Here is a 21,730-nt window from a genome sequence, read left to right as displayed (position 1 = left end):
TTGCGCGCCCCACCGCCATATCAGGTGGTGCATTCTATGAGACGTGCCGTTTTTTTGACGACTGCGGCTCTGGCACCACATTTATGTGGCCTTTTTACATCAATTTGCGGCGGCGTGTCACGTGAATATCCAGATCGGTGATCTTTTTACGCAAAGTATTCCGATTTATCCCCAACAAATCAGCACATTTCGCCTGATTTCCGCCGGTTGCATCCAGCGCGATTTCGATCAGAGGCAGCTCAATCTCGCGCAGAATCCGCGCATAGAGCCCTGCCGGAGGCAGCATATTGCCGTGCAAATCAAAGTAACGGCGCAGATGGCGCGCAACGCTGGCGGAGAGCTTTTCATTGTCCTCACCGCCCATCAGCGGGCCCGCCTGCGGCGCGGTGCCCAGCACCATTTCCGCTTCGGTTTTGATCACCTCTTCCGCCTGCGCGGTCAGCACAAGGCGGCGCACCGCATTTTCAAGCTGACGCACGTTGCCCGGCCAGCTGTAGGTGCGGAACATTTCCATCGCATCTTCCGAGAACACCCGCATCGGCGCGCCTTCGCGCTCTGCGCGGTGGAGGAAGTGTTCCACCAGCAGGGGAATGTCATCCACCCGCTCCCGCAGTGCCGGCACATGGATCGCCGCACCATTGAGGCGATAGTAGAGATCCTGCCGCACGGTGCCGTTTTCCATGGCGGTGTTCAGGTTCACCTGACTGGTCGCCATAAAGCGCGGGTTCTGATCGCCGGGGGTGTCAATCATCCGCACAATGCGCGCCTGCACCTCGTCTTCAATATCGCCGATCTCATCAAACAGGATCGTGCCGCCCTTGGCTTTGGCCAACACCCGCGCGGGGCCTTCCAGATCGCTCAGATCCGCGGCATTGACCACCACAAACGGCAGGTTACGCCGATCAGAAAAGTCGTGAATTTCTTTTGCGATCAGGGATTTACCCGTACCACTTTCACCTGAAATCAGCACCGGAAGATCGGTGTTCATCACCCGCGCCACAAGCCGGTACAGCGCCTGCATCGCAGGCGTACGCCCCACCAGCGGCAGCTCATCAGGCCGGTCTTCCTCCACCGCAGGCGCGGCAGGCGCACGGCGCTTCTGCTCCAGCGCCTTGCCGGTGCGCTTCATCAGATCAGGCAGATCAAACGGTTTGGGCAGATAGTCATAGGCCTCCGCTTCCGCCGCCTGAATCGCCGTCATGATGGTGTTCTGAGCGGAAATCACGATCACCGGCAGGCCCGGACGGTCCTCGGAAATCTTGGGCAGCATCTCAAGGCCATTGCCATCCGGCATCATCACATCGGTGATCACCACATCGCCTTTGCCTTCGCCCACCCAGCGCATCAGCGTGGTCAGCGAGGAGGTGGCATGCACTTTACAGCCCGCCCGCGTCAGCGCTTGCGTCAATACTGTACGGATTGTGCGATCGTCATCTGCGACCAGAACCGTGCCATCCATCAGAGGCTCTCCTCATATTTCTTGAGAGTTTCTTTGCTCGCCCGTGGCAGCGACAGCTTGAACACCGTGCGCCCCGGCACGCTGTCCACTGTGATCAGACCGCCATGATCCGAAATGATTTTGCTCACCAACGCGAGGCCAAGCCCCGTGCCGTTCTCCCGTCCAGAAACGAACGGGTCAAACACGTCGCCCTCCAAATGCTGCGGCAGGCCGGGTCCATCATCAATGACCTCAATCTGCAACGGCAGCGGCTGGCCCGTACCATCCGCACGGCGCATCCGGAAGGAATGCTCATAATAGGTGCGAATGCGGATTTTCCCTGAATCTCCAGCAGCTTCAGAGGCATTCTTCAAGAGATTCAAAACCACCTGCAGGAGCTGATCCGCGTCGCCCTCCGCCGGTGGCAGGGAGGGGTCGTAATCCTCCACAATCTCCATATGCGCGCCATAGCTCACCAAGGCAGAGCGCCGCGCGCGATCCAGAACATCGTGGATATTGACCGGCTTCTTCTGCGGCAGCGACAGGTTGCCAAACTGCTCCACCTGCTCCAGCAGCTTCACGATCCGGCGGCTTTCTTCCACGATCAGATCAGTCAGCTCAAGATCTTCCGCACTCAGGTTCATCGACAACAGCTGCGCCGCACCGGTGATCCCCGCCAGCGGGTTCTTGATCTCATGGGCCAGCATCTCAGCCATGCCGATGGCGGATTTGGCCGATGATTTCACCCCGTTGCTGCGGGTCATGCGCCCGGCCAGCTCACGGCTGGAAATCAGAAACAGCATCTCGCCAGGCGCATCCGCCAACGGCGCAATCTGCAGGTTGCACTGCACAGGTGGCGCATTGCCGGTGCCCAGATCCGCGTCATTCACAAACAGCGGCGTGCCATGTTCCCTTGCGCGCTGAAACGCCTCCTCAAGCGGGGCGTCAATCATCACCTTGTCCCAGATGGGCTGCCCAACCATCGATTTGGCCGAGGCGTTCAGAAAAGTCTCCGCCGCCGGGTTGATGCGCAGGATCTTGTCATCCACGTCCACCACCAGCCCCGGCACGGGCAGCGAGTTCCATATGGGGTTATGCGCGCTCATGCGGCCTCTTTGTTGTTGGGCGCATCATCACCGCTCGGCATCAATGCCTCCGCCAAAAGCGCCATCACTTCATCAATGTCCCGGCTGGTCTGCACCCGGCGGCGCAAGCCGGCCTCGGTGCCCACGGTGTCCATGTACCAACCCAAATGTTTGCGCGCGACGCGCAGGCCCAGATCGGTGCCGTAAAAAGACAGCATCGCCGCATAATGCCCTTGCACCAGCTCCACCAGCGCTGTGCCGGTGGGCACCTCCGGCGCCTCTGTGCCGAAAATCTCCGCCGCAATCTGGGCCAGCAGCCAGGGTTTGCCCTGCGCCCCGCGCCCCACCATCACGCCGTCTGCACCGGAGGCCGCCATCGCCGCCTTTGCGCTCTCCGCGTCCACAATGTCGCCATTGGCAATCACCGGGATCGACACCACGTCTTTCACACCCCGGATCGCCGCCCAGTCCGCAGACCCTTTGTAAAACTGACAGCGCGTGCGCCCGTGGATGGTCAGCATCTGGATGCCCGCATCCTCTGCCCGCTTCGCCAGCTCCGGCGCGTTTAGCATATTGTCATCCCACCCCAGCCGCGTCTTCAGCGTCACCGGAATCTCCACCGCGCCCACCACGGCCTCAATCAGTGTCAGCGCATGATCCAGATCTTTCATCAGAGCGGATCCGCTGGCCCCCGCGCCGCTGGCGCTGGTCACTTTCTTCGCCGGACAACCCATATTGATATCAATCAGCGTCGCCCCGTTGGCCTCCACCTGACGCGCGGCCTCCGCCATCCAATGCGCCTCACGGCCCGCAAGCTGCACCGAGGTGATCGCATCACCAAACCCCAGCTCCGCACGCTCGCGCACCCCGGGTTTGGCCTGCACCATCTCCTGGCTTGCCACCATTTCGCTCACCACCAGTCCGGCACCAAACTGGCTCACCAGATCCCGATACGGGCGATCGGTGATCCCGGCCAACGGCGCCAGAAAAACGGGCGGTGTCAAAGAGAGATGTGCGACTTGAACGGTCACGTGCCTAATCCTTGTGCAGTGCCTTCGGCGTATCTGACCCATTGGTCAAACTCAATGAAGGGGTGGTGATTTTTTCGGCAGCAAATCGCATATGCTTAAAAATTAAGCAATCGCTAAGGGTCAATTGCCACTCTGACTTGCAGGTTCTACACAGTGGGCATGACAAATGCCTCTTTCAATAGCCCCGCCGATACCCCGCCCCGCACTGCCGCAGTGGTTGTTGCCGCCGGTCGTGGCACCCGTGCAGGAGGTGGAATCCCCAAGCAGTGGCGGCAGGTTGCCGGAAAAAGCGTCGCTGAATGGACGCTCACCGCTTTTCTAACACACCCGGAGGTAGACGAGGTGGTTTTGGTGACCCACCCCGACGACACGCAATTTACCGCCGAACTCTCGGTGACACAGGTTCACGGCGGCGCAACGCGGGACGCCTCGGTGCTGGCAGGGCTTGAGGCCCTCAGCGGGCGCGGCATCACCCATGTGCTGATCCATGATGTGGCCCGCGCGGGTATTGATGCCGCCACGATCTCCTCTGTGATTGCCGCCCTGACCTCCGGTGCCTCCGGCGCAGCCCCCGCGCTCGCGGTCACCGATGCGCTCTGGCGCGGCGAAGACGGGCTTGTGACCGGCACGCAGGACCGCGACGGCCTGTTTCGCGCGCAGACGCCTCAGGGTTTCGCCTATGAGGCAATTCTCGCGGCCCATCACGCCCACACGGGCGGAGCGGCTGATGATGTAGAGGTCGCCCGCGCCGCCGGGCTTGACGTCGCCATCGTGCCGGGCAATGAGCGCAACCTGAAAATCACCACACCAGACGATTTTGCCCGTCTGGAGCAGCACCTGAGAGGCGACATGAATAGTCTTCCCGATATCAGACTGGGCAACGGATATGATGTGCACGCATTTGAAGAGGGCGATCACGTCATCCTCTGCGGCGTCCGCATCCCGCACCACAAAGCCCTCAAAGGCCACTCAGACGCCGATGTGGGCATGCATGCGGTCACAGATGCGATCTACGGCGCATTGGCCGAAGGGGACATTGGCCGCCACTTCCCGCCATCTGAGGCGGAATGGAAAGATATGGACAGTGCGGTATTCCTGAAACATGCGGTGGATCTCGCGGCCGCCAAAGGCTTCACGATTTCCAATGTCGATTGCACCCTGATCTGTGAACGCCCCAAAGTCGGGCCACACGCCCCCGCCATGATTGCCCGCATGGCAGAGATCATGGGCATGGAGGAAACCCGCGTCTCCATTAAAGCCACTACAAGTGAGAAACTCGGCTTCACAGGCCGCGAAGAAGGGATTGCGGCCATTGCCACCGCGACACTGGTGAAACCATGAGCACGATGATCGCAACATTCTTCGGCGTTGGTCGCCTGCCCTTTGCCCCCGGCACATGGGGCTCTCTGGCCGCGCTGCTGATCGGCTGGGCCGCCGAGCGTTATGTCGGCCTCTGGCTGCTGATCCTGCTGACCGTGATCTCCATCATCGCCGGTTTCTGGGCCTGCCACCGCGAATTGGCCGACAGACCGGGCGACGACCCTTCAGAGATCGTGATTGATGAGGTCGCAGGCATGTGGATCGCCCTGCTCTTCCCGGCCATCGCCTTTGCAACACGCGACATGTCCATGGTCTGGCCCGGCCCGATTGCGGCGTTTTTCTTCTTCCGCCTGTTTGACATCCGCAAACCCTGGCTCGTGGGCCGCGCCGACCGCCGCCATGATCCTGTGGGCGTGATGCTTGATGACCTCTGGGCCGGTGTCTTTGCCGGTGTGGCCACGCTTGTGACCGCCGCGCTCTTTCATGTGGTGCTGATGTGATGGTGGATGTCGCCGCACTGCTTGCCGCCTGCCGCGCCGCCGACCTGCGCATCGCCACCGCCGAAAGCTGCACCGGCGGCATGGTGGCCGCTGCGCTGACCGACATTCCCGGCTCCTCCGCCACCTTTGAGCGCGGCTTTGTGACCTACACCAATCAGGCCAAGGTCGAGATGCTGGCCGTGGCGCAAGCCACGCTCGATGCGGTTGGCGCCGTGTCTGAGGAGGTCGCGCGCGAAATGGCCCTTGGCGCACTGGCGCACTCTGCGGCGGATCTCGCCGTCTCGATCACCGGCATCGCCGGTCCCGGCGGCTCAGAGTTCAAACCCGAGGGCCGTGTCTGTTTTGGCATCGCCTCCGCAACAGGATGCAAAACCGAGACCATCGAGTTTGGCGCATTGGGCCGCGAAAATGTGCGCAAAGCGGCGCGGAATCATGCGCTATCGCTTCTTTTTAAGGCATCCTGCGCAAACTGACGCGCATTTGCACAAAGAGCTGCATTTTCCGCCCATATTTTAATCACATTGCAAAACGCCCCATTTTAAGGCGCTCCGCATCATATTCAGACTTTGTTATAAGCAGGTTTTCCGCTTTTTGACCTGAAATCACCACTCAGGGACAAAGAGGAAAGAAATTATGAACGGAGCGGACACCGCATGGATCATTGTGGCGACAGCCCTGGTCCTGTTCATGACATTGCCAGGTCTGGCCTTGTTTTACGGGGGCCTTGTGCGCGCGCGCAATGTGCTCAGCGTTTTTATGCAAACCTACGCGATTGCCTGTTTAATGAGCGTTCTGTGGCTGGCCTTCGGCTATTCCATCGCCTTTGGCAATGACGGCGGCGCAAGCTCGGTTTGGGGCGGGCTTGGCAAAATGTTCCTCGCAGGCGTCACCGCCGACAGCCTCTCCGGCACCCTGCCCGAAGTGCTGTTCTTTGCCTTCCAGATGACCTTTGCCATCATCACCCCGGCGCTGATCGTCGGCGCTTATGTGGAGCGCATCGGCTTCGGCTTTGTCCTGCTGTTCTCCGGTCTCTGGATGCTTCTGTGCTACGCGCCTGTGGTCCACTGGATCTGGGGCGGCGGCATGATGGCTGACGGCGGCATCTTCGGCGAAATCGGCGTGCGCGACTTTGCCGGCGGCATTGTGGTGCATGAAACCGCAGGCCTCGCAGCCCTCATCATCGCGGTCATGCTCGGCGCCCGCCGCCACCGCACCACCCCGCCGCACGCCCCATGGATGGTGATGATCGGCGCGGCCATGCTCTGGGTCGGCTGGTTCGGCTTTAACGGCGGCAGCCAGCTCGCCGCTGACGGCGGCGCAGCCATGGCGCTCACCGTCACCCACATCTCCGCAGCCACCGCCTCGCTCACATGGGCACTCTGGGAGCGCATCAAATACGGCAAAGCCTCCCTCGTGGGTCTTGTCACCGGCACCATCGCAGGCCTCGCCTCAATCACCCCGGCCTCAGGTTTTGTTGGCCCGGTAGAAGCACTGATCATCGGCGCCATCGCAGGCATTCTCTGCCAAGAAGCCGTGAATGTCGTGCGCAACATGCTCAACATCGACGACACGCTGGACGTCTTCGCAGTTCACGGCGTCGGCGGCATCTTCGGCACCATCATGATCGCCGTCTTTGGTCAGGGCACATGGGTCGCCCAGCTTGGCGGCCTCGCCGTTGTCGGCCTCTTCACACTGGTTGTGACCGTGTTGCTGGTGAAAGTCGTGAGCTTCATCACCCCGCTGCGCGTGGATGAGGAAACCGAAGTCAACGGTCTGGATCTCGAAGTCCACGGCGAGCGCGCCTACGACACCGCCTCCTGACGCAAGATCAGAGCACACAAATCTTGGGCGGCCGCCACTTCAGGCCGCCCTTTTTTATTGCCCCAACGATTTCAGAAAACAGTGGCCCTCAGCCGTAAAGCGCTTTCGCCCGCGCCTCAAACGCCGCCACAATCCGGTTCATCGCCTCATAAAACACAAGGCCAATCGCCTTTTGCAAAATGATGTTCTTGAACTCGAAATCCACAAAGAACTTCACCTCGACGCCCCCGTCCACATCCGCAAAATCCCAGGTGGATTTCATGTATTTGAACGGCCCGTCCAGATACTCCGTCTCGATGTGTTTGGCCTCAGGATAAAGCCCCACACGGCTGCCAAACCGCTCCCGAAACACTTTGAACGAGATCACCAGATCCGCCAGCATCTCCACGCCCACGCCATGCGCGGTCTCAATCGGCGTGGTCGAGCGCACCCGCGCCGCCGCGCACCAGGGCAAAAACTGCGGATAAGCCGCCACATCGGCCACAAGGTCATACATTTGTTGGGCTGAATAGGGCAGCGTGCGAGTCTCAGAGTGCGTGGGCATGTGGTTCCGTAAAGCTGTCCAAAGTAACGTGCCATTTTAGCGTGACAGTGTTTCGCGTCCCCGCTATGCACTGTGCTGCCCGCGCTCATATCCACTCTGCGGGCGTAAAATCAAGAGGGTCTCATGTCAGAGCGTCCATATGTCATTGATCAAATGATCTCAGCCAAGTCGATTGCCGCCCGGATCGAAGATCTGTCGCGCGAAATCCAAGCGGAATATGCGGGCACCGATAAGCTGATTGTGGTGGGCCTTCTGCGCGGCTCTTTTGTCTTCATCGCCGATCTGGTGCGCGAGCTGGAATTGCCGGTCGAGGTCGATTTCCTTGAGGCTTCCTCTTATGGCAACGCCATGGAAAGCAGTCGAGAAGTACGCATTTTCAAAGACTTGCGCGGCGAGATTGAAGGCCGTGACGTGCTGGTGGTCGAAGACATCGTCGACACCGGCCACACGCTCACCCATGTGATGCACCTGCTGAAGGCCCGCAACCCGGCCAAGATCAAAACCATTGCGCTTCTGGACAAACCGAGCCGCCGCGAAGCGGACATCGCCGCCGATTGGATCGGCTTTTCAATTCCTGATGAATTTGTCGTGGGCTATGGCATCGACTACGCCCAACGCAACCGCAACTTGCCCTTCATCGGCAAAGTGCGCTTCACCGAAGAGAGCTGATCCCTCTCACAGAGGTACCAGTCACAGGAGCGCAGCAATGACGCGCTGCGCCCCCAACGCCACTCTATCTGAGCCTCGGAACGCCAAACATGGAACGCGCCCATTGAGTGGGCGCAAAACCTCAGGCATTCTCATTCCACAAATATCCAAATCCAGCGGTGGCCGCAGAGATGAACTTTCGCCATTTGATCCGCATGAGCCAATGGGCGCGCAACCCGCCTTCTGAAAAGCGGGTCAAGCTGGTGTTTGGCGTGATCATCCTCTGCATCGTCCTTGTGCTGATCGAGCGCTTTGTCGGCTGGCCCGACGCGCTCACGCTTGATCCCAAGGCGCGCACAACGGTGAAATTCTAACGCGCCACATGGTCAGGCCAGCAGCGCATCCAATTTGGCTGCGCAGATGAAATCATTCTCCGAAAGCCTATTAAGCTCGTGGGAGGTATAGGTGATTTCACAATAACCCCAGCCAAAGCGCACATCCGCATGATGCCCCTCTTTGTCGCTGAGAAACGCCGCCATATTGGCCGCATAGACTGCCTTCGCGTAGGCTTTGAACCTCAGTGTCCGCACAAGGCTTTTGCCATCCGCGCCCATCACCCAGTCCGGATGCAGCTTGGCTTTCAACGCCTCAATCTCCGCATCACTCAAAGGTGGCACCCAGCCGTCACAGGCCGCACAGGAACCAGCTGTCAAATCCTCCATGATCACGCGGCCTCCGGCTTTGGCGGGAACACAGGGTCATGCAACCCAAGCGCCTGTGCCGTTTTGATATCGGCCAACAGATCTCGCTCCGCCGCCTCCAGAAGCTGCTCCACCGTGTCGAGCACGAAATAGATCGGCTGGTTGATGTCGATCCGGTACGGCGTGCGCAGAATGTCGATCACCTCAAACGGCTTGCGGATCACGCTTGGCTCTTGCACCGAATGCGCCAGCTCCCCGGGCGAGGACGCCAACCCCGATCCCAGCGCCTTGATCTCTCCCCCTTCGCGGATCAGGCCAAACTCAACCGTGAACCAATAGAGCCGGATCAGCCAGGAATAGTCTGCCGCCGCACAGGTCAGCCCCGTCTCGCCAATCTTCTGAGAAAACCGGGCAAAGCGCGCGTCCGTGAGCAGTGGCGTATGTCCGTAGATTTCATGGAAGATGTCGGGCTCCTCGATATAGTCAAAACTCTCGCGGTCCCGAATGAAAGACGCCGCCGGAAAGGTCTTTTCCGAGAGCATTTTGAAAAACCGCCCAAACCCGATCAGCGCCGGCACAGGGGCCACCTGCCAGCCGGTATGTTCACGCAGAACCTCTGACACCTCCACGCATTGCGGCACGCGATCCTTGGGCAGGTTCAGCTTGCGCTGCCCGGCCAGAAACGGCTCCGCCGCCAATGTCTCCACATGGGGTTGTTGCTGCGCCACCAGATCCCGCCACACCGCATCCTCCGCAGCGGTATAGGGAATCCGTCCGGTCGCATCCGGCTCTTTGGCCACATATTTGGTGCTTTTGGGCATTTTAAACGCTCCTCCTCCTGAAACCATGTTAGGTCTGAATCTGAACAAGAGTTTTTCCATCTTTTGGCTGCAAAAAAGATTTCAGGCAGATTTCACCCGAATCTCGATTTTATGAGGCAAAATATGCTCGACAGCTTTGAACGGCTCATCCTCAAGGTCCTGCAGCGTGACGGCCGCGCCAGCACGCAGGATCTTTCCGACGCTGTGGGGCTTTCGCCCTCTCCCTGCTGGCGGCGGGTGAAGCGGCTGGAGGAGGAAAGCTACATCCTGCGTTATGCCGCCATTCTGGATGGCAAGAAGCTCGGGTTGAACGCTTTTGCCTATGTGCAGATTTCGCTGATCGACCACAGCGAAGAGACCATCAAAGTGTTCAACGATTTTGTCGCGCAGAGCGATCAAGTGCTGGAATGCGCCTCCATCACCGGAGACTTCGACTTTGTGCTGAAAGTTGTGGCCCGTGATCCGGAGGCGCTGGAGCAGTTCATCATGAAGCGCATTCTGCGCCTGGGCGTGGTGCGCACCACCACAACCAATTTCATTCTGCGCCAGATGAAAACAGCAGGCAGCCTGCCGGTTGAGGCCTGAAATTTGTTGCCATATCCAACGCAACAGCGCGCGCCCCGTTTATGGGACGCGCGCTCAAAATTGCACCTACGCAATACCGTAGGGATACCGACGCGATACCGACGTGAAATCAGGGCTCCAAAAGCGCGTTAACCTTTGAGTCGCGCAGCCCCGCTCTGATCTCAGTTGATGGTGTCAAAGCTCGCCGAAATCGGCGCCATGGCCACGGTGCTCGCGCGATCCTGCAGCGCCCACAACAGCAGCGCAGAAATGGTCTCATCCCGCAGCCGCCCCACCATCACAACACCATCTTCCTGCGCCGCTTTGAAGGCCGCATTGTCGAGAAAACGGCGCATCACCACCGCTGTCTGCCCGGCGTCATCAAAGTCGCGGAACACGCTGGTGGAGGGCACGCCTTCTTTGGCGGCAAGCTTCTGTGCGGTGTTCAACCCATTGGAAAGCATCAGCAATCCGTGGCCACTGCCCAACAGCGCCTGCGCTACCTGATCGCTCACAACCTTGCTGCCTTGCAGCCCGTCGCTCAGACCTTCCATCACGCCCACAAATGTATCGGAGACCGAAAGATGCGCCTGCATCGCCTGCTCCACGTCAGAGGCGGTTGCCTCCGCAGGCATATCCACCATCGCCAGAACCTCAAAGCCGCGCAGACGGTAATCCGCGGCCTTTTCAGTGACTTGCGGGTCCAGCGTGCTCACGGCAATGCTCAGTGGATAAGGGAAGCTTTCAAGCGCCTCCATATCAAATTCATGCTCGCCAGTGTCCACCAGAACGATCGACATCACCGGTTTATTCTCTGCGTTTTCAAAGCCTTCCGCGTTAGAAACCACTGGGCGTGCCACCGGCGTGACGGCCTCAGCATCCGCAATCACAACCTCTTCCGTCGCCGCATCCCCAACCGAGGGCAAGCGCGCAGATTTCAACTGAGGGAAGGCTTCATTCAGATTGCCCGCCGGTTTGAGCAGCGATGCCGTCGACGCCTCATCCACAGGAGTCTCCCCCGCCTCCGCATTTGGCGTCAGGTCTTCGGCCTCCGGGCTTGGCACCGCTTCAGAGACCAGCGGCGTTTCTTCAGCGTTATCAGCGCCTTCCGGCGCTTCCTCGGCGATGATCACATCGGCTTCGCCTTCCGCCGCCTCGCCCTCAGGCGCGGCCTCCAGCGCAGGCTCGTCGATCACCACCTCCTCAACAGGAGCCGCATCTGCCACCACATCTGCGCCAGTCTCGTCGACTGCCTCCTCAGGCGCGGCTTGCGCAACCGCCTCCTCTTCCACCGCAGGATCTTCAATCTGGATCTCTTCCACTGGCGCTGCAGTCTCAGCAGCGTCCACAGTCTCAGTCACCTCAGGGGCCACCGGCGTGACAAAGGCTTCGCCAGACAGAGGCGCTGGTGCCGCAGGCTGGGCCGGATTTGTTGAAATCGACAGCTCCGTTTCCGCCTCAGGCGCCGTCGGGGTCTGCGCTTGCGGTGTCGGCAAAACCGAAGTTTCTCCTTCAATTTCAACCGCTCCGCTGTCCGCAATCTCCTGTGGCGCGGCCAGTTCAGCCTCCAGATCCTCCGGCTCAGGCTTTGGCGCAGAATCAGTGATCCCCAGCGGCACCGCATCATCAGCCTCCACCTCAGGCACAGCCGCCCCCGGCACGGCATCAACTTCCGCATCGGTTTGTGAGGCCGCATCCAACGTGGTGCTTTGTGCAAGCCCTTCCTCGGTTTCCTGCGGGGTCACCGCCGTTGTCTGCGGGCGCACCGTTGCAGGCAAAGGAGACAGCAAAGACGCCGCCGCAAGCACACCCCCAATGAGGATGACGCCCCAGAACACACCAGCCAAAAATCCGCGCAACATAGTTCTCTGCCCTTATTTGTTCCAAATTTACGGGGCGAACCTGCCTGTGCCCCTCTTGACCCTCTGCGCCAAGCCTGAGCATGTATACCGCGAGCAGGCCCTTCGCCTCCACCCCTTTCGCATCTTTAGGATAAGAACCGACAAAATGCTGCTTCTGATCGATAATTACGACAGTTTCACCTATAATCTTGTGCATTATCTGGGCGAGTTGGGCGCCGATGTGCAGGTCTGGCGAAACGACGCGCTGACGGTACAGGACGCCATGGGGATGAACCCGGCCGGTATTTTGCTGTCTCCCGGCCCCTGTGATCCCGATCAGGCGGGCATCTGCCTTGCCCTGACCGCAGCCGCAGCGGAAACCCGTACGCCGCTTATGGGCGTGTGTCTGGGCCATCAGACCATCGGTCAGGCCTTTGGCGGCAACGTCGTGCGCTGCCATGAGATCGTGCATGGCAAAATGGGCACCATGAAGCACACCGGCAAAGGTGTGTTCGCAGGTCTGCCCAGCCCCTTTGAGGCCACCCGCTATCACTCGCTGGTGGTGGATCGCGAAACCTTCCCCGACAGCCTTGAAATCACGGCAGAACTTGAGGATGGCACCATCATGGGTCTGCAGCACAAAGAGCTGCCGATTCAGGGCGTGCAGTTCCATCCGGAGTCCATCGCATCTGAACACGGCCACGCCATGCTCAAGAACTTCCTGGACATGATGCCTTCCCCGAAAGGGGCCGCCGCATGAGCCATGATATCAAGACGCTGATCGGCGCAGCCGCGGATCGCCCGCTGTCGCGAGACGAAGCCGAGGCCGCCTTCTCTCTGCTGTTTGAGGGCGAGGCAACGCCAAGCCAGATGGGCGGCTTGCTGATGGCGCTGCGCACCCGTGGCGAAACGGTGGATGAATATGCCGCCGCCGCCGCCGTGATGCGCGCCAAGTGCAACGCCGTGAACGCGCCTGCCGGCGCGATTGACATCGTTGGCACCGGAGGCGACGGCAAGCACACGCTCAACATCTCCACCGCCACGGCCTTCGTTGTGGCGGGCGCAGGCGTGCCCGTTGCCAAACACGGCAACCGCAATCTCAGCTCCAAATCCGGCACTGCGGACGTGCAGACCCAGATGGGCATCAACGTGATGGTTGGACCGGAAGTGGTTGAAAAGGCACTGGAAAGCTGCGGCATCGCCTTCATGATGGCGCCCATGCATCACCCGGCGATTGCCCATGTGATGCCCACCCGCGCAGAGCTTGGCACCCGCACAATCTTCAACATCCTCGGCCCGCTCACCAACCCGGCAGGCGTCAAACGCCAGCTGACCGGTGCATTTACCCGCGACCTCATTCGCCCCATGGCCGAGACCCTCGGGCAATTGGGCAGCGAACGCGCTTGGCTTGTGCATGGCTCTGACGGCACCGATGAGCTGACCATCACCGGCGTGAGCTGGGTTTCCGCACTTGAGATTGACGGCACCGTCAAAGACGTTGAGTTGCACCCCGAAAACGCCGGTCTACCAGTGCATCCGTTTGAGGCCATCGTCGGTGGTACGCCAGAGGACAACGCCAATGCCTTCCGCGCGCTTCTGGATGGCGCACAAAGCGCATATCGCGATGCGGTCTTGCTGAACTCCGCAGCCGCGCTTGTGGTGGCAGACGCAGCGGGCGACCTGAAAGAAGGCGTTGAAAAAGCACGCGAAAGCATCGACAGCGGCGCAGCCAAAGGCAAAGTCGCCGCATTGGCCAAAGTCACCTCTGCCGCGTGATCCGCGCTGTGCAAAGACAGACAACACCAACGCCCACGCGGGAGACCGAATGATGGACACCCCCATCCCTTCCGCCTGGGCACATCTGCCTTTCTTTGAGGATGACTGGCCGCGCATCGCGCAAACCATCGCCCAAGACCCGCGCGACATCCTGCCTCCAGCCGACCAGCGTTTTGCCGCGCTTGAGGCCCTGCGCCCGGATCAGGTACGCGTGGTCATTCTCGGGCAGGATCCCTACCCCACGCCCGGTCATGCCCACGGCTTGGCCTTCTCGGTGGAGCCGGACGTGCGCCCACTGCCGCGCTCACTCAACAATATCTACAAAGAGATGATCGCCGACATTGGCGCGGCCCCTCTGACCGGCGATCTGCGCCATTGGACCAGCCAAGGTGTTCTGCTGCTCAACACGGTGCTCACGGTGCCTGCAGGTGAAGCCAACGGACATAAGGCGCTCGGCTTTCAAGCCCTCGCCCATCAGGTGCTCAAAGAGGTCTCCCGCCATCCATGTGCTTTTGTCTTATGGGGAAAACAGGCTCAGGCCCTTGCACCTCACATCCAAGCGCCTAAAGATGGCGCCCAACATCTGATGATCGAAACGGCGCACCCCTCGCCCCTGTCCGCCCGCCGCGGCTTCTTTGGCTCCCGCCCGTTTTCGACAATAAACACATGGCTCACGCAGCGCGGCGAGCCGCCAATAGACTGGACGCACGCATGACCGAGACCGTACTGGACAAAATCAAGGCCTACAAACTCGAGGAAGTGGCAGCCGACAAGGCCGCCAAGCCGCTGGAAGCCGTCGAAGCCGAAGCACGCGAAGCCAGCCCGACACGCGGCTTTTCCGACGCGCTGCACAAGGCCAGCCGCTCAGGCTACGGCCTGATTGCCGAAGTCAAAAAGGCGTCACCCTCTAAGGGTCTGATCCGCGAAGACTTCAATCCACCTCTGCTCGCCAAAGCCTATGAAGACGGCGGCGCGACCTGCCTGTCCGTGCTGACCGACACGCCGAGCTTTCAGGGCCAGAAATCCTTCCTGACCGAGGCGCGCGAGGCCACCAACCTGCCGGCGCTGCGCAAGGACTTCATGTATGACACCTATCAGGTGGCCGAAGCCCGCGCATTGGGGGCGGACTGCATTCTGATCATCCTGGCTTCGGTGACCGACAGTCAGGCGCAAGAGCTTGAGGCCTGCGCTTTTGAATGGGGCATGGATGTCCTGCTCGAAGTACATGACGCCGAAGAGCTTGAGCGCGCAAGCCAGCTCAAATCCCCGCTGATGGGCATCAACAACCGCAATCTCAAAACCTTTGAGACCACGCTCGACACCACGCGCCATCTCTCCAAGCTGGTGCCCGAAGACCGCCTGATCGTCTGTGAAAGCGGGCTCAACACCCCCGCCGAACTGGCCGATATGGCACGCTATGGCGCACGCACCTTCCTGATCGGCGAAAGCCTGATGCGCCAAGAAGATGTCGCCAGCGCCACCCGCACGCTTCTGGCCAACCCGCTCAACGCCATGGGAGGCATGTGATGAGCAACCACAGCTCTGGCCTCACCCATTTTGACGGCAAAGGCGACGCCCATATGGTGGACGTCTCAGAAAAAGCTGTGACCTCCCGCATTGCGACGGCTGAGGGCTGGGTAAAGATGGCACCTGCCACCTATGACATCATCGCCGAAGGCCGCGCCAAGAAAGGCGACGTGCTAGGTGTAGCGCGTTTAGCAGGCATCATGGGCGCCAAGAAATGCGCTGACCTGATCCCGCTGTGCCACCCGCTGCCGATCACCAAAGTCGCCGTGGAGCTGACACCGGATGCCGACCTGCCCGGCGTGCGAATTGAAGCCACCGTAAAGACCACCGGACAAACCGGTGTGGAGATGGAAGCCCTCACCGCGGTGAATGTCGCAGCACTGACGGTCTATGACATGTCCAAGGCCGTGGACAAAGACATGGAGATCGGTGGCATCCGCGTCATCCTGAAAGACGGCGGAAAATCAGGACGTTACGAAGCGAAATGATTTCAGTCAGCGAAGCGCTCTCCAACCTTTTTGCCCTCACCCGAACCCTGAACAGCGAGCTTGTCCCGCTGTCAGAGGCCAATGGCCGCGTGCTGGCGGCACCTGTCTCGGCCAAACGCGACCAGCCGCCGTTCTCCGCCTCCGCGATGGACGGCTACGGTGTGGCCGCCGAAGGAGTCGCGCCCGGAGCGCAGTATCAGGTGATCGGAGAGGCCGCTGCAGGCCACGCGTTTGATGGCAAGGTGAGCGCGGGCGAAGCCGTGCGGATTTTCACCGGCGCGCCTGTGCCCGAAGGCGTAACGCGCGTGATCATCCAGGAGGATGTCACCCGCGACGGCGACACCATCACCCTGTCTGAAAACCACGACAAAGGGTTCCACATCCGCCCCTTGGGTGGCGATTTCAAAGTTGGGCAAACCATCGACGCGCCCCGCGTGCTGCGCCCCTCTGACATCGCGCTTATGGCGTCGATGAACATCGCCTCCGTGCCTGTGACCCGCCGCCCCAAAGTGGCGATCCTCTCCACCGGCGACGAGCTGATGATGCCCGGCGAAACACCCGGCCCCGATCAGATCATCGCCTCCAACAGCTTTGGCCTTCAGGCGATGCTGCGCGACGCGGGTGCCGAAGCGCGCCTTCTGCCCATCGCGCGGGACACCGAAGCCTCTCTCAAAGCCGCCTTCGCCTTGGTGGACGACGCAGATCTTCTGATCACCATTGGCGGCGCGTCTGTGGGCGATCATGATCTCGTGGGCAAAGTGGCACAGGATCTGGGCATGCAGCGCAGCTTCTACAAGATTGCCATGCGTCCGGGCAAACCGCTGATGGCGGGCACCATGGCCAATGGCGCCATGATGATCGGCCTGCCGGGCAATCCGGTCTCTGCAATGGTCTGCGGCCATGTCTTTGTGCTTCCGGCGATCCGCGCCATGCTCGGTCTTGGCCAAGCCCCTTCGCCGCATCAGACCACAACGCTCGCCGCCCCCGCTCCGGCCAATGGCCCCCGCGAACATTACATGCGCGCCCATGTCAGCCCGCGCGGCCTTGTGACATTTGATAACCAAGACAGCTCGCTGCTTTCCATTCTTTCTGACGCCAACGCCCTGTTGATTTGCCAGCCAAACAGCCCGGAACTGCCCGCAGGAACAGAGGTGTCCTACCTCCCGCTCTGACATAACCACCTGATCACTCGTGTCTTTTTAGCATGTGTTTCCGATATGTTCTCAAAAGGTTTTGACACAAAACAAGAACATGCGTAGAACAAGCTTAAGACACTTTGTAAAAGGGGGTCGTCGAGCATGTTAACCAAGAAGCAACTGGACCTGCTGGAGTTCATTCACACCCGTCTGCAACGCGACGGGGTGCCGCCCAGCTTTGACGAAATGAAGGATGCGCTCGATCTGCGCTCCAAATCCGGCATTCACCGGCTGATCACCGCATTGGAAGAACGCGGCTTTATCCGCCGTCTCGCCCACCGCGCCCGCGCCATCGAGATTGTGAAGCTGCCCGAAAGCATGGGTGGCGCGCCTTCTGCGCCGACAGCCGGGTTTAACCCCAAGGTGATCGACGGCCCGCACCCCTCGCCCACAGTGCCCGCCAACATCAGCCCCGATGCGGCGTTGATGTCTGTGCGTGAGCTGCCTGTGATGGGCAAAATCGCCGCCGGTGTGCCGATCGAGGCGATCAGCCATGTGGACCATCACGTGGCGGTGCCCGGTCAGATGCTGGCGACTGGCTCAAACCATTATGCCCTTCAGGTCAAAGGCGACTCCATGATCGACGCGGGCATCAACGATGGCGATGTGGTGATCATCGCGGAGACCAAAACCGCGGACAATGGCGACATCGTGGTGGCGCTGGTCGAAGATCAGGAAGCAACCCTGAAAAAGTTCCACCACAACGGCAGCTCCATCGCGCTTGAGGCCGCTAACCCGGCTTACGAAACCCGCGTTTATCCCGAAGACAAGGTGAAGGTGCAGGGCAAGCTGGTCGGCCTGATCCGCACCTACTGAGCGCCAAACCTTCCGGCGCGCACTGCCGCGTCATTCCACAGTCGACGGCCTGCGATCTCGCGGGCCGTTATGCGTTTGAGGCCCTCCGGCTCAAAATACAGCGCCATAGCGCCCGTATCTTCAAGCGCGCCTGCATCGACATAATCACACGGTAACTGCGCCCCATAGTCTTTTGAAAAGACAACAAAGTCTCCGCTCTGACACCCTTCAAACGCCGCCAAGCTCCTTTTGCCCTGCACGTTGAGAATCTGCCCCGTTGGCGTCTGTTTAGCCTCTGGAGTCCAAAGCGAAGCGGCCGCCTCTTGCGTGCGCATGTCGCCATCATTTTCAAGCCAGTTGCGCGCCACAAAGCTCTGCCCTTTGGCTTTGGACAGAGCGCGCCCCTCAGGTGTCAGCACCCCAACCAAACCGCCAGTGTCTGAGATCAGCACATCCGGGCGAGGCGTCATGTTCCAGAGCGCAAAAGCCAGCGCAATCAACAAAGTGCCGCTCCAGCGCGCATGTCCCTGCCACAGCAGCACAATAACACCGCCCAGCGAAACCAACGGCAAAACCACCGGCGGGCCGCTTTTCACCGCCCCGCGCGCGCCCTCCAACCCGCTGACAAACTCCGCCACCGTCAAAATCCACTGAAGCCCTTGGCCCATCACCCAGAGCGGAAGGTGCTCCAGCCCCAAAGGCGCGAGCACCGCTGCCACCACCGCAGCAGGCATCACCGCCAACCCCATCACCGGCACGGACAGCACATTGGCCAGCAGGCCATAGTGGGCGACATGATTGAAATGCAGCGCGGCAAACGGCGCAGTGGCGAGCCCCGCCACAAAAGAGGAGATAAACACCGCCGAGACCGGCGACATCCAGCGCGGGCCATAAGACAGCCGCGCCTCGCGCAGCCAACCAAAGACCCCGATCAGCGCAGCCGTGGCGGCAAAAGACATCTGAAATCCCGGCCCCAGCAAGGCCTCTGGCCGCAGGACCAAGACAACAATCGCCGCCACGGCGACCGCCCGCAACGTCAGCGCCCGCCGGTCCAGCAACACCGCCGCCAGCACCACCGTGGTCATCACAAAGGCCCGCTCGGTGGACACGCTGCCGCCCGACAGGATCAAATATCCCGCTGCGGCCATGCCAGCCCCCACCGCAGCGAGCTTCTTTGCGTTCACCCGCAGCGCCACATAAGGCACCAGCGCAAAGCCAAAGCGGATCGCGCCAAAGACAAATCCGGCGAGCAAACCCATATGCAACCCGGAAATAGCGAGCAGATGCGCCAGATTGGCACCGCGCAAGGCCTCTGTCACCTCCTTGGGAATGGCAGAGCGGTCCCCGGTTGTGATCGCCGCTGCGACCCCCGCAACCGCCTCAGGCATCCGCGCCTGCACCGCCGCCGACAGGCGCAACCGCACACCATAGATCCCACCGTCGACCGGACCCGGGATCAACCGGACCACCGGCACGCGGGTATAGCCAATGGCCCCGATCCTCTGAAACCAGGCATGTCGCTGAAAATCAAACCCACCCGGCTCCACCGGACCGGAAGGCGGCGACAGATGCCCTGTAGTCCCGACAAACATTCCAGGTAAAGGCGTCACGCCAAATCCCTCATCATGCAGGGAAATTCGCACTCTTCGGGGTGTCTCCTCAGGAGATACGCGCGACAGCCGCACCCCCTCCAACGTGAGCCGTAGCGCCTCTGAGGCGGAGCGGTCTATCGCCACCACTCGCCCCTCTATCGGCCCATAATAGCGAAACTCCAGCACCGGGCCTGCCACCAGATGCGCCCGCCCTCCGGTCAGCGCAAACCCAGCCAGGATCAGGGCCACCGCCCAAAGCCCCGCCGCCACATCGGCTTCTTTGTGTCGTGTGAGAACCATCAGGCAGGCGGCAAGGCAGCCCGCCAAAAGAAGTCCCCAGCCCGCCGGTTCAACAGGCCGTGCAAAATACAGGCCAATCCCAAACGCCAGCCCAACAGGAACCCAACAAAACAGATGCCCGCGCTGTGCCAGAACGGATTGGCGCAGCGGCGTCACCATGCGCAAGCCTTGTCCTCTCCCAGCCGTGTCGCTAGACAGTGCGCAAAACGCTAAATCACACATGGTTACTGAAAGGTTAAGCCCGCTATGACAGGCCAGGTCGTCACCCGTTTTGCCCCTTCGCCCACCGGCTTCTTGCACATTGGTGGCGCGCGCACGGCGCTGTTCAACTGGCTTTATGCCCGTGGCCGCGGCGGCAAGTTCCTTTTGCGTATCGAAGACACCGATCGCGAGCGCTCCACCCCTGAGGCCACAGCTGCCATTCTCGAAGGCATGTCCTGGCTCGGTCTGGATCACGACGGCGAGGTCGTGAGCCAGTTTGAGGGCGCAAGCCGTCACGCCGAAGTTGCGCTGCAGCTGCTGTCTGAGGGCAAAGCCTACAAGTGTTTTGCCACGCAGGACGAAATCGCCGCTTTCCGCGAAGAGGCCCGCGCCGCCGGGAAATCCACGCTCTATCAAAGCCCTTGGCGGGACGCTGCAGAGGAAACTCATCCGGACGCGCCATATGTGGTGCGCATCAAAGCCCCGCGCGAGGGCAACACCGTGATCCGCGATCACGTGCAGGGCGATGTGACCATACGTAACGACCAGCTCGATGACATGGTGCTGTTACGTTCGGATGGCACGCCGGTTTACATGCTGGCTGTTGTTGTTGATGACCACGACATGGGCGTGACCCATGTGATCCGGGGGGATGACCACCTCAACAACGCCGCACGCCAGATGATGATCTATGAGGCCATGGGCTGGGATGTGCCGGTCTGGGCGCATATCCCGCTGATCCACGGTCAGGACGGCAAAAAGCTCTCCAAACGCCACGGCGCACTGGGCGCGCAGGAATATCAGGCCATGGGCTATCCGGCTGCCGGTATGCGCAACTATCTGGCCCGTCTGGGCTGGAGCCACGGCGATGACGAGTTCTTTACCGACGCACAGGCCAAAGAGTGGTTTGATCTCAATGGCATCGGCAAAAGCCCCGCGCGCTTTGACACCAAGAAGCTGGAAAACATCTGCGGCCAGCACATCGCGGTGACTGATGATGCTGCATTGCTGCAAGAAATCGTGGCCTATCGCGCCGCCGCTGACCTTCCCGCGCTGTCTGAGGCCCAGACCGTATTACTACGGGACGCGCTCTACTGTCTGAAGGATCGGGCCAAAACTTTCCCCGATCTGCTTGAAAAAGCTCACTTTGCGCTCGCCTCACGCCCACTTGACGTCGAGGAAAAGGCATCAAAAAATCTTGATACAGTATCCCGTGGTATACTGAAAGAATTGACGCCGCAGCTGCAAAATGCTAGCTGGACGCGTGAAGGGCTTGAGGCTGTAACGAGCAGCTTTTCAGAAGCCAAGGAAATCAAGTTCGGCAAGATGGCCGGCCCGCTTCGGGCTGCGCTGGCTGGCCGCGCTGCGACCCCCAGCGTGTTTGACATGATGCTGGTGTTGGGACGCGAGGAAACACTCGCGCGTCTTTCAGACGTCGCCAAATAAATGTGACGGTTTTAGTGGCGTTTACGCCACTTTAATCCGCTGCGAAGACAAAGCTGCCGGGGCACTCCGTGTCCCCGGCTCGATAAGAAGGGAAA

At 60.5% G+C, this 21,730-nt stretch carries 23 protein-coding genes; 15 read left to right on the top strand and 8 right to left on the bottom strand.

The features are described from left to right. Positions 1 to 94 precede the first annotated feature (94 nt). Genes J7399_RS11965 through dusB form a run of 3 tightly spaced genes read right to left on the bottom strand, consistent with a single transcriptional unit; the run spans position 95 to position 3,554 of the window. On the bottom strand, positions 95 to 1,459 hold the full coding sequence (locus tag J7399_RS11965; RefSeq protein ID WP_209086457.1) for a response regulator: 1,365 nt from the start codon (positions 1,457 to 1,459) through the stop codon (positions 95 to 97). Next, positions 1,459 to 2,544: an ATP-binding protein gene (locus J7399_RS11960; RefSeq protein ID WP_209086456.1), complete on the bottom strand. Its 1,086-nt coding sequence runs from the start codon at positions 2,542 to 2,544 to the stop codon at positions 1,459 to 1,461. The genes J7399_RS11965 and J7399_RS11960 overlap by 1 nt, the downstream gene beginning before the upstream one ends. Further along, a complete protein-coding gene (dusB, locus tag J7399_RS11955; protein ID WP_348539460.1) occupies positions 2,541 to 3,554 on the bottom strand; it encodes a tRNA dihydrouridine synthase DusB in 1,014 nt (337 codons plus the stop codon). The genes J7399_RS11960 and dusB overlap by 4 nt, the downstream gene beginning before the upstream one ends. Positions 3,555 to 3,713: 159 nt before the next feature. Here dusB and J7399_RS11950 point away from each other — a divergent pair, with 159 nt between their 5' ends. The 4 genes from J7399_RS11950 (at position 3,714) to J7399_RS11935 (ending at position 7,195) form a co-directional block, all read left to right on the top strand. After that, a complete protein-coding gene (locus J7399_RS11950) occupies positions 3,714 to 4,895 on the top strand; it encodes a bifunctional 2-C-methyl-D-erythritol 4-phosphate cytidylyltransferase/2-C-methyl-D-erythritol 2,4-cyclodiphosphate synthase (RefSeq protein WP_209086450.1) in 1,182 nt (393 codons plus the stop codon). Beyond that, complete coding sequence (locus J7399_RS11945) at positions 4,892 to 5,374, top strand: phosphatidylglycerophosphatase A (RefSeq protein WP_209062467.1); 483 nt, start codon at positions 4,892 to 4,894, stop codon at positions 5,372 to 5,374. The genes J7399_RS11950 and J7399_RS11945 overlap by 4 nt, the downstream gene beginning before the upstream one ends. After that, on the top strand, positions 5,374 to 5,847 hold the full coding sequence (locus tag J7399_RS11940) for a CinA family protein (protein WP_209086447.1): 474 nt from the start codon (positions 5,374 to 5,376) through the stop codon (positions 5,845 to 5,847). Before J7399_RS11945 ends, J7399_RS11940 begins: the two co-directional genes overlap by 1 nt. Before the next feature lie 160 nt (positions 5,848 to 6,007). Continuing rightward, a complete protein-coding gene (locus J7399_RS11935) occupies positions 6,008 to 7,195 on the top strand; it encodes an ammonium transporter (protein WP_209086444.1) in 1,188 nt (395 codons plus the stop codon). A gap of 88 nt (positions 7,196 to 7,283) precedes the next feature. On the opposite strand, the gene J7399_RS11930 is transcribed toward J7399_RS11935, so the two are convergent. Next, on the bottom strand, positions 7,284 to 7,739 hold the full coding sequence (locus J7399_RS11930; RefSeq protein WP_209086441.1) for a type II toxin-antitoxin system RatA family toxin: 456 nt from the start codon (positions 7,737 to 7,739) through the stop codon (positions 7,284 to 7,286). Between the two features lie 123 nt (positions 7,740 to 7,862). Here J7399_RS11930 and hpt point away from each other — a divergent pair, with 123 nt between their 5' ends. Further along, positions 7,863 to 8,408, top strand: coding sequence for a hypoxanthine phosphoribosyltransferase (gene hpt / locus J7399_RS11925; protein WP_209062457.1), 546 nt, complete (start codon positions 7,863 to 7,865; stop codon positions 8,406 to 8,408). A gap of 170 nt (positions 8,409 to 8,578) precedes the next feature. Next, on the top strand, positions 8,579 to 8,761 hold the full coding sequence (locus J7399_RS11920; RefSeq protein WP_209078943.1) for a hypothetical protein: 183 nt from the start codon (positions 8,579 to 8,581) through the stop codon (positions 8,759 to 8,761). A 12-nt stretch (positions 8,762 to 8,773) separates the two neighbouring features. Here J7399_RS11920 and J7399_RS11915 read toward each other — a convergent pair whose 3' ends face one another. Further along, positions 8,774 to 9,109, bottom strand: coding sequence for a 4a-hydroxytetrahydrobiopterin dehydratase (locus J7399_RS11915; protein ID WP_209086438.1), 336 nt, complete (start codon positions 9,107 to 9,109; stop codon positions 8,774 to 8,776). Between the two features lie 2 nt (positions 9,110 to 9,111). Beyond that, positions 9,112 to 9,909 (bottom strand): phenylalanine 4-monooxygenase, encoded by a 798-nt coding sequence (locus J7399_RS11910; RefSeq protein ID WP_209086435.1) that lies wholly within the window; start codon positions 9,907 to 9,909, stop codon positions 9,112 to 9,114. A gap of 123 nt (positions 9,910 to 10,032) precedes the next feature. On the opposite strand from J7399_RS11910, the gene J7399_RS11905 reads away from it, so the two are divergent. Beyond that, complete coding sequence (locus tag J7399_RS11905) at positions 10,033 to 10,494, top strand: Lrp/AsnC family transcriptional regulator (protein ID WP_209086432.1); 462 nt, start codon at positions 10,033 to 10,035, stop codon at positions 10,492 to 10,494. Positions 10,495 to 10,655: 161 nt separating this feature from the next. On the opposite strand, the gene J7399_RS11900 is transcribed toward J7399_RS11905, so the two are convergent. Beyond that, on the bottom strand, positions 10,656 to 12,335 hold the full coding sequence (locus J7399_RS11900; RefSeq protein WP_209086429.1) for a divergent polysaccharide deacetylase family protein: 1,680 nt from the start codon (positions 12,333 to 12,335) through the stop codon (positions 10,656 to 10,658). A gap of 145 nt (positions 12,336 to 12,480) precedes the next feature. Here J7399_RS11900 and J7399_RS11895 point away from each other — a divergent pair, with 145 nt between their 5' ends. The 7 genes from J7399_RS11895 to lexA all read left to right on the top strand — a co-directional run bounded on the left by J7399_RS11895 (position 12,481) and on the right by lexA (position 18,117). Beyond that, positions 12,481 to 13,074 carry an aminodeoxychorismate/anthranilate synthase component II gene (locus tag J7399_RS11895; RefSeq protein WP_209086427.1) on the top strand — a complete coding sequence of 198 codons (594 nt, stop codon included), beginning with the start codon at positions 12,481 to 12,483 and terminating at the stop codon, positions 13,072 to 13,074. Beyond that, positions 13,071 to 14,090, top strand: coding sequence for an anthranilate phosphoribosyltransferase (gene trpD / locus J7399_RS11890; RefSeq protein ID WP_209086425.1), 1,020 nt, complete (start codon positions 13,071 to 13,073; stop codon positions 14,088 to 14,090). The genes J7399_RS11895 and trpD overlap by 4 nt, the downstream gene beginning before the upstream one ends. Positions 14,091 to 14,139: 49 nt before the next feature. After that, entirely contained in the window at positions 14,140 to 14,805 is a 666-nt protein-coding gene (locus J7399_RS11885) for a uracil-DNA glycosylase (RefSeq protein WP_209086423.1), read from the top strand. Then, positions 14,802 to 15,617 carry an indole-3-glycerol phosphate synthase TrpC gene (gene trpC, locus J7399_RS11880; protein ID WP_209086421.1) on the top strand — a complete coding sequence of 272 codons (816 nt, stop codon included), beginning with the start codon at positions 14,802 to 14,804 and terminating at the stop codon, positions 15,615 to 15,617. Before J7399_RS11885 ends, trpC begins: the two co-directional genes overlap by 4 nt. Beyond that, positions 15,617 to 16,105 carry a cyclic pyranopterin monophosphate synthase MoaC gene (gene moaC / locus J7399_RS11875; protein ID WP_209078950.1) on the top strand — a complete coding sequence of 163 codons (489 nt, stop codon included), beginning with the start codon at positions 15,617 to 15,619 and terminating at the stop codon, positions 16,103 to 16,105. Before trpC ends, moaC begins: the two co-directional genes overlap by 1 nt. Beyond that, positions 16,102 to 17,277 (top strand): gephyrin-like molybdotransferase Glp, encoded by a 1,176-nt coding sequence (gene glp / locus J7399_RS11870; protein WP_209086419.1) that lies wholly within the window; start codon positions 16,102 to 16,104, stop codon positions 17,275 to 17,277. Before moaC ends, glp begins: the two co-directional genes overlap by 4 nt. A gap of 126 nt (positions 17,278 to 17,403) precedes the next feature. Then, positions 17,404 to 18,117, top strand: a complete 714-nt coding sequence (lexA, locus tag J7399_RS11865) for a transcriptional repressor LexA (protein ID WP_209062398.1) — start codon at positions 17,404 to 17,406, stop codon at positions 18,115 to 18,117. Here the strand turns inward: lexA and J7399_RS11860 are convergent. Further along, positions 18,111 to 20,147, bottom strand: coding sequence for a ComEC/Rec2 family competence protein (locus tag J7399_RS11860; protein WP_209086417.1), 2,037 nt, complete (start codon positions 20,145 to 20,147; stop codon positions 18,111 to 18,113). The two genes, lexA and J7399_RS11860, sit on opposite strands and share 7 nt — an antisense overlap. An 87-nt stretch (positions 20,148 to 20,234) precedes the next feature. Here J7399_RS11860 and gltX point away from each other — a divergent pair, with 87 nt between their 5' ends. Further along, entirely contained in the window at positions 20,235 to 21,635 is a 1,401-nt protein-coding gene (gltX, locus tag J7399_RS11855; protein WP_209086414.1) for a glutamate--tRNA ligase, read from the top strand. The last annotated feature ends 95 nt before the right edge of the window (positions 21,636 to 21,730 follow it).

Origin of the sequence: Shimia sp. R9_1, from assembly GCF_017743775.1 — a bacterium.
Classification (GTDB): domain Bacteria; phylum Pseudomonadota; class Alphaproteobacteria; order Rhodobacterales; family Rhodobacteraceae; genus Shimia.
This window is presented reverse-complemented; position numbering and strand designations above follow the sequence as displayed.